Annotated in this window: 14 protein-coding genes; 2 read left to right on the top strand and 12 right to left on the bottom strand. The window is 45.3% G+C overall.

Going from position 1 to position 13,006, the window contains the following annotated elements; translation table 11 throughout:
• Window positions 1-151: 151 nt before the first annotated feature.
• The 7 genes from NTX75_05365 to NTX75_05395 form a co-directional block, all read right to left on the bottom strand.
• Window positions 152-1,033: a DUF4263 domain-containing protein gene (locus NTX75_05365; GenBank protein ID MCX5815658.1), complete on the bottom strand. Its 882-nt coding sequence runs from the start codon at window positions 1,031-1,033 to the stop codon at window positions 152-154.
• Window positions 1,034-1,132: 99 nt separating this feature from the next.
• Window positions 1,133-1,825 (bottom strand): hypothetical protein, encoded by a 693-nt coding sequence (locus tag NTX75_05370; GenBank protein MCX5815659.1) that lies wholly within the window; start codon window positions 1,823-1,825, stop codon window positions 1,133-1,135.
• Window positions 1,826-2,141: 316 nt separating this feature from the next.
• Complete coding sequence (locus tag NTX75_05375; protein ID MCX5815660.1) at window positions 2,142-2,450, bottom strand: HigA family addiction module antitoxin; 309 nt, start codon at window positions 2,448-2,450, stop codon at window positions 2,142-2,144.
• Between the two features lie 9 nt (window positions 2,451-2,459).
• The gene (locus tag NTX75_05380; protein MCX5815661.1) at window positions 2,460-2,741 is read right to left on the bottom strand and encodes a type II toxin-antitoxin system RelE/ParE family toxin; all 282 of its coding nucleotides are present in this window, start codon (window positions 2,739-2,741) and stop codon (window positions 2,460-2,462) included.
• 172 nt (window positions 2,742-2,913) lie between these two features.
• Window positions 2,914-4,425, bottom strand: coding sequence for an ATP-binding protein (locus NTX75_05385; GenBank protein ID MCX5815662.1), 1,512 nt, complete (start codon window positions 4,423-4,425; stop codon window positions 2,914-2,916).
• A gap of 456 nt (window positions 4,426-4,881) precedes the next feature.
• On the bottom strand, window positions 4,882-5,391 hold the full coding sequence (locus tag NTX75_05390; protein MCX5815663.1) for a DUF2971 domain-containing protein: 510 nt from the start codon (window positions 5,389-5,391) through the stop codon (window positions 4,882-4,884).
• Window positions 5,392-5,725: 334 nt separating this feature from the next.
• Window positions 5,726-5,956, bottom strand: a complete 231-nt coding sequence (locus tag NTX75_05395; protein ID MCX5815664.1) for a hypothetical protein — start codon at window positions 5,954-5,956, stop codon at window positions 5,726-5,728.
• A gap of 11 nt (window positions 5,957-5,967) precedes the next feature.
• Between NTX75_05395 and NTX75_05400 the strand changes: the two genes are divergently transcribed.
• Entirely contained in the window at window positions 5,968-6,159 is a 192-nt protein-coding gene (locus NTX75_05400) for a hypothetical protein (protein MCX5815665.1), read from the top strand.
• A gap of 87 nt (window positions 6,160-6,246) precedes the next feature.
• Here NTX75_05400 and NTX75_05405 read toward each other — a convergent pair whose 3' ends face one another.
• From NTX75_05405 to NTX75_05415, 3 genes are all read right to left on the bottom strand, one after another.
• The gene (locus NTX75_05405; GenBank protein MCX5815666.1) at window positions 6,247-6,798 is read right to left on the bottom strand and encodes a hypothetical protein; all 552 of its coding nucleotides are present in this window, start codon (window positions 6,796-6,798) and stop codon (window positions 6,247-6,249) included.
• Between the two features lie 89 nt (window positions 6,799-6,887).
• Window positions 6,888-7,364 carry a hypothetical protein gene (locus NTX75_05410; GenBank protein MCX5815667.1) on the bottom strand — a complete coding sequence of 159 codons (477 nt, stop codon included), beginning with the start codon at window positions 7,362-7,364 and terminating at the stop codon, window positions 6,888-6,890.
• An 83-nt stretch (window positions 7,365-7,447) separates the two neighbouring features.
• On the bottom strand, window positions 7,448-7,915 hold the full coding sequence (locus tag NTX75_05415; protein MCX5815668.1) for a HEPN family nuclease: 468 nt from the start codon (window positions 7,913-7,915) through the stop codon (window positions 7,448-7,450).
• Window positions 7,916-8,310: 395 nt separating this feature from the next.
• Between NTX75_05415 and NTX75_05420 the strand changes: the two genes are divergently transcribed.
• Window positions 8,311-9,759 (top strand): integron integrase, encoded by a 1,449-nt coding sequence (locus NTX75_05420; protein ID MCX5815669.1) that lies wholly within the window; start codon window positions 8,311-8,313, stop codon window positions 9,757-9,759.
• A gap of 597 nt (window positions 9,760-10,356) precedes the next feature.
• On the opposite strand, the gene NTX75_05425 is transcribed toward NTX75_05420, so the two are convergent.
• Window positions 10,357-11,934, bottom strand: coding sequence for a hypothetical protein (locus tag NTX75_05425; protein ID MCX5815670.1), 1,578 nt, complete (start codon window positions 11,932-11,934; stop codon window positions 10,357-10,359).
• A 436-nt stretch (window positions 11,935-12,370) separates the two neighbouring features.
• Window positions 12,371-12,808 (bottom strand): DNA-binding protein, encoded by a 438-nt coding sequence (locus tag NTX75_05430; GenBank protein ID MCX5815671.1) that lies wholly within the window; start codon window positions 12,806-12,808, stop codon window positions 12,371-12,373.
• Window positions 12,809-13,006 lie beyond the last annotated feature (198 nt).

Below are 13,006 nucleotides of genomic sequence, written 5' to 3' on the forward strand. Positions count from 1 at the left end.
GGATTTTTGCACCGATATAAGAAATAAAGCCGGAGCCGTTGGCAATTAAGTCAGATGGTAAGTTGTAAGTTAGGGCGAAAAAAAAGTAACATTTTTCGTTGGAGGAGAGATTTATCTATTGACACGGGGAGGCCTTATAGGAGTTCGGTCATCATTCCTTGTCACTGCTGTTTATAACACCTCTTTCGTCACGACGTACCCACTCACTCCAATACTCCCGGCGGCGAATAAGAAATTCCTTTCGTCTTTCTGAGATATGCGGATTTGAGAGAATGGCTGCATCCCAACCGCCACTAAGTCCTCGTTCACGAGCGAGCATCGGCCTCCACCTCAATGTCGGAGGTACAGAGACAACCTGAAAACTTCCAGAATTGACGGCTTTTAGACAAACAAGGTCGTCGGCTTTCGGGTTCGGCTGAAGGCGGTCAAAGGTCCTGCCAAAGACATTTTCAGGAAACAAATGCCCGCGCTGCGGAATGCGGCTGGGATCGGCATTCGCCTCCGCTCGACGGCCGTATATAAGTAAGTAGGACGGCCGCAAACGACGTGCATGCCAACCCTGGTCGAGGCCGTAGAAAGCCTTGAATGCCTCGACATTCCTTGGAGCATCAAACCAAACTTTCCAGTCTGTAATCTGGTGCAGAGCCTGTGTCAATGCCGCAGTAGGTCTGCCATTTCTTGTGAACCAGCGTTTGGACGGAGCTTCAATTTCGATAAGAACTGGCTCTTCGGTATCGCTACTCTGAGCTATCCACATGAAGTCAGGTACCCGCCGATCATAAGACGGTAAGGACGGCTGTGTGATAAGTCCGCATAATCGAGGATAGTGACCGCTTTCACCACCAACAAAGCCAAACGCACCGGGCACCAGCGACGGATGGATTTCAAGGAAAGCCTGTATCTCTTGTTCGGATGGGGGAGAATTGCGGTTGAGCAAAGCTGTCCATTCCGCCGTAACAAGTTGCTCGTACTGTATCCAGGACAAGGGTTCTTCGGGGGACTGTTCGATTTCATATGTCCGTTCCCAATTCAAGTTCTATCCATCTCCTTTACCGAACATGGGGATCAGCCAGAGGCCGCTGGCCGATTGGCTGGATGCCATGGTTATACCACCCCTCATAGTTTGCCCCTCTCAAACGCCAAAAAACCTCATTATCGCTGGCCCCCAAGTGGACCAAATCTCGGCAAGCCCACCGGCTGCACTCAGCGTCGAGGCAACTGTGGTGCCAATTGCTTTAAGGATGCTTGGTTTCATCCTCTCCTTCTCGGGCAATAATGCCTGTTCGCTCAGGCTTTCAAGCTGTTCTAACGTGGAGGTCTTCACTTCATCCTCCAATTCATTAGACGCTGCTACTGCATCCGTTAAGGCATTAATCGCGTCCGCGACGTCAGTGAGTCCGGAGTTGTTCAACTTTCCGATATTGACCGCAATGGATTTAATGTTGTTAATTTGCCCTGTGTTAAGTATGCCAATTGTGCTATTTGATATTTTTATTTCAGTCATCTGTTTCTCCTGGATTGGCAGTGGATATCTGGCGTGTAACGAGAGACAGAGGTTGGCAGAAACTTCTACTACGTTTGAAATACTTCCCCAGTAGATAGTTCCGGCATAGCTGTCATCTTCTTTATTATGTTGAGTTCCATAAGAACCGAATTCGAATTCATTCGTTAGTTCTTTCAAGGCCCTGTACCACACATGCTTTGCCTCTCTTTCTTTGGCAACCGTCGGTAGCAATTCTACGTGCGTTTTAGCACATTCTACCAGGGCCAAACCGGAGAGTTCAGCCAGTGCTTCGAATTGACGGCATAATGCGTTGGATGGCATTCCACACAACCGCCAATATTCTCCCGCATCGCCCCATTGGAAGTCTATGCGTAAGTATTGGAGCGAGACTGAGATTCGCCGAAAACGCTCTTCAAATTCGAGCCATGAGTTCATCTATCTTTCCTTTGTATAATCGGGGGCAGTTAAGCCGTGCCCCGAAGGGGCATCGGTCTTCAACTCCTTGTTCTCCCGAAGCGGAGCGACGGGAAGGAGTTGACGGCTTAACTGCCCCCGATTCTCGCGGCGCGAAGCGCCGGGAGAACACGGTGCTCACCGGCGTGGCACGCCTTTTCGCCACGTCCGGTGCAGCTAATCGTTATGCGGTCTTTCGTTCAAACACTTTTACTTCCTCTTCTATACGACCCTTAAACCGGTCCTTTTCTGTTTCAAGGTCATAGCGAGACTGGAGGTTAAGCCAGAACCGCTCTGAAAGGGCAAAATAGCGGGAAAGGCGAAGGGCTGTGTCGGCAGTTACTGAGCGCTTCCCATGCACGATCTCGTTGATACGGCGAGCCGGAACGTTAATATCTTTAGCCAATCTGTACTGACTGATATTCAGTGGTTTGAGGAATTCCTCAGACAATACCTCTCCAGGGTGTATCGGCTCCATTGTCTTTGCTGTCATGGTTTCCTCCTAATGGTAATCAACTATTTCAATTTCAAGGGCGTCTCCATCTTTCCAACAAAAGCATATTCGCCATTGGTCGTTGATCCTGATGCTGTATTGGTCCTGCCTGTTTCCCGTTAGTTTTTCCAGTTGGTTTCCCGGCGGTATTCTCAAGTCGTCCAGGCGTTCGGCGGCGTCTAAAATCAAGAGCTTTCTCAGAGCCTTTCGGCAAATGTCCTGCGAAAACTTAGAGACCGGTTCTCTTAAAAAAACCTTCTCAGTATGTTTACATCGAAAGTTCTTTATCATCGAATAAATAATATCGCAAGACGTTAATAATGTCAAGCGTTACTATCAGTCTATCCACCGCATAACACAATGGGGGATGTGGGGAGGGATGTGGGGACATCCTATACTCTCCAAACCATTAGAGAAATTGATAACTTACAAATGCCCTTCAGATGCTGTAATGCATTATCAGCTATAACTCTTGCATGCACTTTGTCCTTTTCTGGTCCTCTATGTATGCAACTATTTCTTTTGCCATATTGGAGTACAGCTTTATCCTGGAATAATCGATGAGTATGTTGTTCATGTACTGAAGTATAAGAGTATCTTCAAAGTGAAGACAAGGTATGATTCCGCTCATCAAGAATCCGAGCTTTTCGATCTCTTCACATATATGACTCGTGACCGGATCCCCTAAATTCAAGAAGAGGGTAAAATGGTTGATCTTTTTTGAACATAGGTCCTCAAGGTGGCCTCGAAGAACTCTTGTTACATCCTTGCCGTATCGATGAATCACGATTTCCGCACTATTTATTTCGGAGGAAACCTTTATCTTCATTATGGAGAGGTCTTCCATCTGCGCAGTTCCGCGAGATGTCTTGAAATCCTTGCTCAAGCCAAGATTCGAATATATCTTGCGCAGGATAGGTTCATGATGAGAGGGGAGATATATGGAAGTCACCGGCAATTCAACAACAGGCTGAAAACAATAAACTAATGTTTCCCGCTGGGAAAGCTGTTCTGCGATCCCCTTGAATGCTATATCTGCCGGAGCATAACCGATAACCACAGCGCAGTCCTTATACCCGGTCTTCTCTGTCATTTTCTGTGTAGCGCTATGGATGGTGACCGACCTCCCGTAGACGGCCTTAATCCCCATGGTTTTAGCTCTATCGTTAAGAAACTTCTGCATCCTCGTAAAGATGTCCAAACCCCTGAAACTTGGTTTCACTGCCCCCTTTCCTGTTTCAGCGATCATGTCATCATGTGCTTCCTTGGTTATGGCTAAATGCCCGACAATCTCTCCTTCCTCGGTCACTGCAACAACCGAGTTGATGAGGCCTTCCCGGATGAATTCCGCAAGCCTCTCCGGATAATACATTACATCTGACAGATATGAATACCCGTATGTTCGATAGAAGAGCCTTGATACTTCCAATGCTTCGGAAGGCTCCATCAGCCTCAACTCAAATGAGGAGGGTGACGAAGAAACAATCTTCTCACCGGAAAATTTCTGAGGTAGTTTCAGCCCGGGATCTTCGTCGTGTTCCACAACACTCTTACCGGGAAGACGTTTGATGAGCTGCAATTCCTTCCCCCCCTTCCCGAGATTACAGAAGAACACCTCATCAACACAGTTCTTCATGATAAAAGATCCGAGGCCTTTAGGGGACACCTCCTGCTGGATATCCACAGGCGCTTCATATTCCGGAAGGAGATTGGGATCGTATGGCAAGCCCTTGTCTTTAACTATGATCTTAATGCCCCCTGCCAATGGTTCAAAGATAACTTGAAACGATTGTTCTGCGGACTCAAAAGCGTGCTCGATTACATTTGTTACAGCCTCCTCAATGGCGAGCAGAATCATTTCCTGATCGTTACGACTGAAGCCGATTTCCCTTGAAATTTCCCTTGCAAATGCCTGAATTGCAGGCAAATACGATAGTTCACTGGTAACCGTAAGACTCGAACTTCCAATTATCATATTATTCTCTCCTCGCCTTCAAATACTATAGGGACATCCATAATGTCATTTTTCAAACCTGCATACCAGGCGTTGGCTTTCTACACATTTCCCGCCTTTTCCGCATAACTAATGACCCGGCAGAAACATTTTACCTCCGATTGGAGATAAGCAATAGACTATGTAAGTGGCGAATTCAGCGGTAGCGCCCTCGGTTGCGGATGAATCTTTTAATGTGATTTGAATTGTTATCTTTTTCATTTTTCTCGCATAATCGGGGCAGTTAAGCCGTGCCCCGAAGGGGCATCGGTCTTCAACTCCTTGTTCTCCCGAAGCGGAGCGACGGGAAGGAGTTGACGGCTTAACTGCCCCGATTCTCGCGGCGCGAAGCGCCGGGAGAACGCCATGATGAGCCACGACTGTAAGGAGTTGGCTCCATCAAGTGGTTAGCCATCTCATTTTACCATGGTTCACTGATCATCCCTCATATGGACGAATCTCAAGAGAGAATGACCCGGACGCTATCGATGCTTCGAGTACTTCCATGTGGCATTTGCGCTCGGCTGCCCATGCCACAACCGCTGTTTTGTCGTCTGGCGTCATTCGTGCGCCAAGTATTACGCCCACCAAAAACTCAGCAGGAAAAATCTTGCCGCCAGCCCCATCGTCGTGGTCTATAATTCGGTATTCCTGCTCATAATGCCAGTCAATGGCTTTGGTAAGAAGAAATGCGTCAATCTGTTCGCCTGCTGGACTCGTTATGGGGATTTTGGGGTAGTCTGACACGTAGTTGACCGGCAGGGCGCGTCCAAAGAATGGTGTCTGGTCGGTAGCCATGAACTTTAGACACAGTCCCGTGTGGCCCTCTGCATAGTGGGACCACAGTAAGATATTCCGGTCGGTGGCGGAGAGGGATAATACGCCAATTCCGTTAACGGCTTTCTGAAAGCCATCCGTCACCTGGCGAAGGAACTTTTCGGGCTCCATGGCACTTATGTCTTGTGTGGTTTTTGCCCTACGCTGCTTGCGATTGAGGTTCGGCATACGTCGCTTGAGCCGGTCTAAGTGTTGCTGCCTAAGCTCATCTACTGAGAAAGAGGGCAGGTAGTGAACTTTGCAGTCGAACGGGTCATTGAATGTTAACGGGTTCGCAAAGTACAAAACCGATTCGGTGAGGATTCTCTTCGTCCATTCCCGATGTTGCCCATTTAAGTGGCGATATCGATAGAGGAATTGTCTATTCTCGCTCATGTTTCATCTCTGCGGCTAACGACAGGATCAGCCAGAGCGTTAGCGATTGGCTGTATCCATTGGTTATGTTTCATTTGGCGATTTTCTTAATGTCCTTGAGTGTTCCAACAAGGGCATCGATCGCCGATCTAAGTTCAAAGGGGTTGAATCTGGCATGAGGACCGTTATCGTATATTTCTTGTTCTCTCGGGGGCAGGTCTGTGCCCCTCAGTTCGTCAATGACTTTCTCAAAAAGATCTTTCAATTTGTTTTCATATCTTTCGAGGGTTTCAACGTCTTTGATTCTCGTAAAATCACTCATGGAGGTCTCCTATGATATCAAAAGAAGATTTAAAGGTTTATGAAGAAGCAATTGAAAAACGGGTTCAGAAGTTGAAGGCTGTAATCGCTCTTTACCAGGAAGATGATTTTTCAAAATACCTCGACCTGAAGGAGGCGCTTGCCGCCGTGGCCATTGCTGCCAACAATGTTGATGAGGTTCTCGAATGGGATCATTCATTGTAGTTTCTGGACATAACGAAAAGCTCACCCGGAGCAGCCCAGCGGGCTGCGATCGGGTGGAGCGACGGGTTATGCTTTTGTGTCATTTCATTACCGCGGTGTAATTTTGATAACTCGGTAGGCTTCAATCCCACCCTGTAGTCGTCGCCCCATTAAGTATGTCGCATCCGGGTATTGCCACTCGGCGAGTAATCCGTTCTCATCACGTCCTACTTGCTTTACAGATATTGCCTTCCCACGTTTTCCCAATACGGTATCGGCTAGCATGCCTATAGTTACTGGCTGTTTTGCTTTCGATTCGTTCTTGCTTAACTGTGAGGAAGAAGTGACCGGCTTTTCCCGCTTCGCGGTGACCTTTTCAATTTGCCTCACTACATAAGAACCAGTACCACTTTTTGGAGGCCCGTAAGTGATGATATAAGTAACACCTGCATCATTGTAATACCCCTTGCTCGTGTCTCCATAATTGTATCCGGCTGCAATGTATTTGTCGGCTTTGATCCTACTCTGAACAATATCGGCTCCCTGTCCAACCTTGATTGACTCACCTCGAATTGTGGCTTGTTTAACCTTCACGGCATCCTCTGCAAGACTGAATGACGCCATACAGAATATCATAAATACAACCATGACTATTCTCATTTCCTATTTCTCCTTTCTCGATGCATAACAAAGAAATCAGCGAGAGGCCGCTTTATGGCCGATTCGCTGCATTACCTTGTTATAGGTTTTTATTCAAGCACCCATTTTCCATAAATATCAGGATTGGAAGATTCGACACCTCTCGCTTTTGTTTCACGATAACTTTTTTCTGCAAAGTTATCTTTTAATGAGATTGTAATTTCTATATCTGCGACTGTAGCGTCCCATTTTGCTTTGATTATATCATTAGTCCAATCGGTTATTTGGTAAGTAAAATTGTCGCTGTAAAGTATAGAATTTTTATGAATTCGGCTTTCTTTTGGAGCATAGACATATGAAATAATTTCTTTACAAGTCTTGTTTTTACGGTCGCAAGTTATTGACGTGAAGTTTATCTTTGAAATGATTCTAGCGTTTGTTTCTGGAAGAGCTTTCCAACGGCCTTCTGCAAAAACAAATTCATCCACTTTCTTTACACTCTTGCGCGGTGATTCTATATTATTCAAATCAGAGCAACCAAAGAGTAGGGATGCTATAAATATGATGGAGATAATATTTTTCAACATGTTTTCTCCTATAACGCGCCGGTCACTCGTTGCCATGCAACACAGCGGAATGGCAATCCAGTGCATTGGCTGGTTATGCTACTTTACATATATTTCTTCATATTTTCGACTAAAAATGAGGTGTAGTGTTTTAAAAAAGGTAGAATTTCACTTTCTTTGAAACAAGCCAGCACTTTCCCGCCATTTTCATCGTCGATAAATTCAATCCAATCTATTCGATTGTTCACATCCTCAGAAATCACATTAATACTAAAGTGAGCAACAGAATTACGAAGTCTTTTAATAAGGTCTCGAAGAGTTTTTATATCATCATGAATTACAGTGTCCTGCAAACCAATTTTAGTTTTATATTCAGTGATTAATCGCTCATTAGGGATATAGGTAATTGCCTTCTCTTTTGGCATTACTATCAGGCCAAGCATGCAATTTATGACTAAAGTATGGTTAAATTGTTTTTCAAACGGATACTTTTCCAAATCAGAGCAATATTGCTCAATTAACTCTATCGTCCTTTCGATAAACTCTATTTCAATTTCAGAATAGTTACCCATATCTCATTCCTCATTGAAGCATAATCGGGGCAGTTAAGCCGTGCCCCGAAGGGGCATCGGTCTTCAACTCCTTGTTCTCCCGAAGCGGAGCGACGGGAAGGAGTTGACGGCTTAACTACCCCGATTCTCGCGGCGCGAAGCGCCGGGAGAACAAGTTATTCTATAGTTTCTGTCTATTTCCACAAATCAATTATTCTTTCGCGATTCCATCCAATAACAATGCTCCGATGTCCATACAAATCATGGTCTTACCTACTTCTAAGTGACAGTAAGTGACAACTTAAATTATTGATATAACAATGTATAATCTCTTGACAAACTTTTTGCAACAATTTATTTTATCTTTCTGTATATCATGTCAATTTTAAGGTTATACAGAAACTGGAGGATTCCGGATGCTTGCCATCCCGTCTGATTTACATAAAATATTTGAAAAGTATTTACAGAACAGGGAAATCCAAAACAGCTTGCACGGGGTGTACAAAAAGTGGCTTCAATATTATCTGGACTTTTGCCTGAAATATCATTTCCTTCCCATACATAGAGAAAGTCTGCCGCACTTTATTAATAAGTTGCAGGAAAAGCAGCAAACGAAGGTTCAACAGGAACAGGCCGTAACGGCAATAACTCTGTATTACGAGATGCTTGGTGCAAAGGGTCTCCCCGACAAAGCACCTATGCCCCAACCAGCCAGTTCTCAGAAATGCATGATTTCTAATGACCAACAAGATATTGCTCTCCCTGAGTGGCCGGTTATGTCGAGTCAAAAGGAAAAGAACATTTTTTCTCCCTCTATTGTTTCATCGCTGGCGTCGTCTGCGGGTAACTCCACGGACATTATTAGTCCGTCGGAGAAGATGAATGTTGAACAAGGAAGCGGGGTTTCCTGGAAAGCGGAATACTCCCGGTTAGCGGATGAAATTCATATACAGCATTACTCTCCTAAAACTCTGCAGACATATGAAGGATGGGTGAAAAACTTTCAGACGTTTACGCGCTGCAAGACGCCCGCCTTACTCTCATCAAATGATGTTAAAGAGTTTTTAACATTTCTGGCTGTGAAACGGAAAGTATCAGCCACTACTCAAAATCAGGCCTTTAATGCACTCTTATACTTTTTTCGTCATTTTCTGCAAAAAGAATTTGGAAAGATTGACGGAGTTGTCAGGGCGAAGAGAAAACCGTATATTCCTGTAGTTTTATCCCGTGAAGAAATCAATGCCATCTTGAAGCACCTTGTTCCTCCATATGATCTTGTTGTGAAATTGCTTTACGGGTGCGGACTTCGGCTGTTTGAATGCCTGGGCCTTCGTATACATTGCATGAATTTTGATGCAGGCATCTTAACGGTTCATGATGGCAAAGGACAAAAAGACCGGACCGTACCGCTTCCTGAAATAATTCTTCCGGAACTCCGGGCACATCTTGAATCATTAAAAGAACTTCATCAACAGGACCTGGATCGGGGATATGCCGGTGTGTTTTTGGTGAATGCATTAGAACAGAAATATAAAAACGCGGCCAGGGAGTTTATCTGGCAGTGGTTTTTCCCGGCCAAACAATTAACCCATGAGGATAATACCGGAGAATACAGGCGATATCATCTGCATGAAACTCATGTACAAAAGGAGATAAAAGAGGCAGTGAACAAGGCAAGAATTTGTAAGCGTGCGAGCGCCCATACATTTCGCCACAGCTTTGCCAGTCATCTTCTCCAGGGGAATTATGATATTCGGACAATCCAGGAGCTGCTGGGACATAGCGATATCAGGACCACCATGATTTATACACATACAGTGAAGAGCGTCACGGTTAAAGAGGCCAAAAGCCCGCTTGATTTCTGATTCAATGAGGAGCAGTCACGGATAGAGAGTAAAACCAGCTACAAAAAAACTGAGGATCAAATCTTTGCGGCCTGTTGCCCAAACATACATATAATCAATAACATTGGAATATGAGCAGGAAGAACTTTGCGGCTTTGCCGTTAAACCGTTACCCGATTCGAGACTTCGAGTATGCCTTGGGGCCAATTTTCCTGAGATTTCGCTTTTAAAAACCCCTGAAGAGAACCGGATGGCAATTTGTAACAAAGGGGCATGATTTGCATTTGCTGCAACAGTTGCAGAAACTTTTAAAATAGTAATAAAACCAATAATTAAAAGTATTTAGCGGTCACTCATCACCAATCAAAAAAACTGGGGGTCAAATCTTTATTCTTGACATTGAAGGGTAATGGATAAGTCGCGCACGACCCACTCACCGGGTGGGTGCCCCGGCAGAGAGCAAAACAGCGTTCCGGCCATATCAAATGAGAAAAGCTAAGAAACTCCAGTAAAACATAATCCAATGCTGTCGTTCTTTTCATGGTATCGGGATTATGGAAAATCGTGCGCACAGGAGTCATATCAATTTCACCCGGAAGAGGCGGTCGGAACGGCCCTTCAGGTAAGCCAAATGTCACGTAACGTAACACTGGAGATATCGACTATCACCTTCGGGTCGTTTCTTTCGAGGTCCCAGGGAACAAAAAAGACAAGGTCATCAATCACTTGAAGACGTTTGGGACCAAAGACCTTCAGCAGTCTGTCGGTGATTTCATGCACGGTGGCGAGTATAGCGCGGTCGATCCCCACGGCACGATTCATCTCCTTGAGGAGGGGAGAGGTTCTGAGCTGATGCAGGGCCTCGTCCAGGTGTATCCCATCCACCCTTCTCCGCAGAACGTAACTATTTCCTCTCTCCTGGAGGATTACGAGGGGAGGGTTGATCTGGACCATCGCGCTGCGGAAGCGCATCCCCGAAACCCGTTCACCGATCTTCTGCAAAAATCTTCGCTTCTTCTCAATAGATGCAACAAAACCTGCGGATACCCTTTCGAAGATGTAATCCGTGCCCTCATGGTGAAACGCTCTCAATTTCGTCGGGTCAAAACCCAGCTCAAGAAGGTCGGAGATCTTCAGATTGAGGTAATCTCTGGTCCTTTTTCTCCCCGTCGATGATAACAGGTAAGGACGCTTGTAAACAGGCAAGGCCTCTATACATGAAGTAGGCTTCTTTTTCAATGTCTCCGGCAAACTGCGCATGATCTCTTCGTTGCCCCATACCCTGGCCTTGTCTTCCATGGGGGTCCACAGGGAATAGGGCTGGATGGTTAGCGCTTTTATCTGGCCCGATATGGAGATCTGTTCAAGGGATTCTCCCCCTGTATAACCAAGAAGGGTGGCAATCCGCCTCCTGAATCCGAGTACCTTTGTAACGAATTTGGTAAACATGAAACGCATAAGCGGGGTGGAGGTCTTCGATAACAATTCTTTCGTGAAAAGGCACTCCAACGCCTTGTAAAGAGATTGAAACTCTCCGATAGTCCGCTGGACCATGGACTCATTATCGTACATATCGATGATAGGTCTTTTTTTTCTGACTTTGATCAGCACCTTAAGGAGGCCGGCCTTTAGATTCCGGGTCTTAATCGAGGATGGAATAAAGACCATATAATGCCCTTTCCCATCGATAGCGCTGTCGCCAACCAGTTCTTCAACAGGCTTCCAGCCGAGTTTAGCATAAATGGTGTACGTCGGGTCCCCAGGGGGGATAATATTGTCGAGAAGCGCGACCGCCTTTTCATTCTCCGCAAATTCCTTATAGGCCTTCAGGATGTTGTTGCCCAGCCCCCGACCGCGAAAACGAACCATGATCTCTGCATATACGAGGTAATAGCATGGAATCGGCTTACTCAGGTAGACCATGTTGAGATAACCGAGAACCTCCCCGTTTTTTGTATGGAGCTCAAACGTATGAAAGGGTTGCCTGCATTCTCTTGGCCTGAAACGTTCAATCCTGGTTCCATGGGTAGTCCGGTCAATCAGCTCATTGAGTCCCTCAAAAACCTCATAGGGGTATAGGGTGGCCTGCTCCCCTATATGATCATCCAGGGTTACATCGATAATCGATAGGATGTCTCTGAGGCCAATTTGTGCAGTTTTGAATCTTTTACTGATCTCTTTGACCTGTGACTTCATTGTGTGCGCCCGATACAGATAAACATACTACAGTATACCACACAGCGCAACCTATGGCCGCAACCAAAACAAAACATTTATACGGGTTATTTTAATCCTTTAATCCATCAATCCTTAATCCAGCTTTCATGGCTTAAAGTACTGTTGTACTTCAGTGAATAGTCGTTAGTGAATAGTGAACAGTTAAAGACATTTTATCAAGCTCATTGTCATTCCCCCGTTCGGGGACAGGACTCTTTTGCCATATTTTAAAATCCTTGCTGACAAGCAAATTAAATAAGGATAAGCTGAGAAAAATAGCTCTGTCGTTTAGATTCAGTAAAAAAACAATACGCAGTATCTTGACTTCCTGCGAAGCGATCGGTTTTCCACCACAAACGCTCGGCTTCTTAGAATGATGTGGTGGAAAAGGCACTAAATAGGGGAGTAGGTAACATTACGGTAAATCGAGAAGTACCATATTGGATTTAAGATCAAGGTTTCTTATCGCATTAATACCCTTTAATTCAAATATGACCGCCTCAAGGACAATGAAGGTTTCAGCCATCTCCCGCAGGCACCCTACCCTCGTGCGATCATGCTTGCCATAGGCTCCATGAAAATGAATTTTTGGTTCATCCTTATGCCAGAAAATGGTTCCCGTGCCCATCATTTCGTGGCTCTCATCTAATTCCCGCCAGACAGGCGTTGGCGGTAGTTCATCCTTTTCCGGCCCGACAACAATCCTGGCATTTTTTATTCCTCCAACAAGATAAAAAATACCTGCCCTGATACCTTCCTTTTTTGCAATATCAATCAGATTATCGAGGATGGCATCACCATCTTCAAACTTTGCAACAATTACCCTTCCAATTTCCCCTGTCTGGTATTTCACCTTACCCCCTGAGTTAAATAGTATGCACTATGCAGTAAGCAGCATTCACGAAAAACCCGTATCTCGCAACCGGTAAAAAGGGTTCAAGGGGTCGAGGGTTCAAGTGTGAAAACAAATACGTAAAGAATCTATTGCTATGTTCGGCGTTGAATCTTGAACTTTGAACAATCTTTTTCACCTTTATCCTTCAGCCTGCCC

The organism is Pseudomonadota bacterium (genome assembly GCA_026388315.1).
Classification (GTDB): Bacteria; Desulfobacterota; Syntrophorhabdia; order Syntrophorhabdales; family Syntrophorhabdaceae; genus MWEV01.

Excerpts from the sequence above, each read along its gene's own strand:
- NTX75_05370 (MCX5815659.1), bottom strand. The coding sequence starts at position 1,825 with ATGCCATCCAACGCATTATGCCGTCAATTCGAAGCACTGGCTGAACTC.
- NTX75_05375 (MCX5815660.1), bottom strand. The coding sequence starts at position 2,450 with ATGACAGCAAAGACAATGGAGCCGATACACCCTGGAGAGGTATTGTCT.
- NTX75_05380 (MCX5815661.1), bottom strand. The coding sequence starts at position 2,741 with ATGATAAAGAACTTTCGATGTAAACATACTGAGAAGGTTTTTTTAAGA.
- NTX75_05385 (MCX5815662.1), bottom strand. The coding sequence starts at position 4,425 with ATGATAATTGGAAGTTCGAGTCTTACGGTTACCAGTGAACTATCGTAT.
- NTX75_05390 (MCX5815663.1), bottom strand. The coding sequence starts at position 5,391 with ATGGAGCCCGAAAAGTTCCTTCGCCAGGTGACGGATGGCTTTCAGAAA.
- NTX75_05395 (MCX5815664.1), bottom strand. The coding sequence starts at position 5,956 with ATGAGTGATTTTACGAGAATCAAAGACGTTGAAACCCTCGAAAGATAT.
- NTX75_05400 (MCX5815665.1), top strand. The coding sequence starts at position 5,968 with ATGATATCAAAAGAAGATTTAAAGGTTTATGAAGAAGCAATTGAAAAA.
- NTX75_05405 (MCX5815666.1), bottom strand. The coding sequence starts at position 6,798 with ATGAGAATAGTCATGGTTGTATTTATGATATTCTGTATGGCGTCATTC.
- NTX75_05410 (MCX5815667.1), bottom strand. The coding sequence starts at position 7,364 with ATGTTGAAAAATATTATCTCCATCATATTTATAGCATCCCTACTCTTT.
- NTX75_05415 (MCX5815668.1), bottom strand. The coding sequence starts at position 7,915 with ATGGGTAACTATTCTGAAATTGAAATAGAGTTTATCGAAAGGACGATA.
- NTX75_05420 (MCX5815669.1), top strand. The coding sequence starts at position 8,311 with ATGCTTGCCATCCCGTCTGATTTACATAAAATATTTGAAAAGTATTTA.
- NTX75_05425 (MCX5815670.1), bottom strand. The coding sequence starts at position 11,934 with ATGAAGTCACAGGTCAAAGAGATCAGTAAAAGATTCAAAACTGCACAA.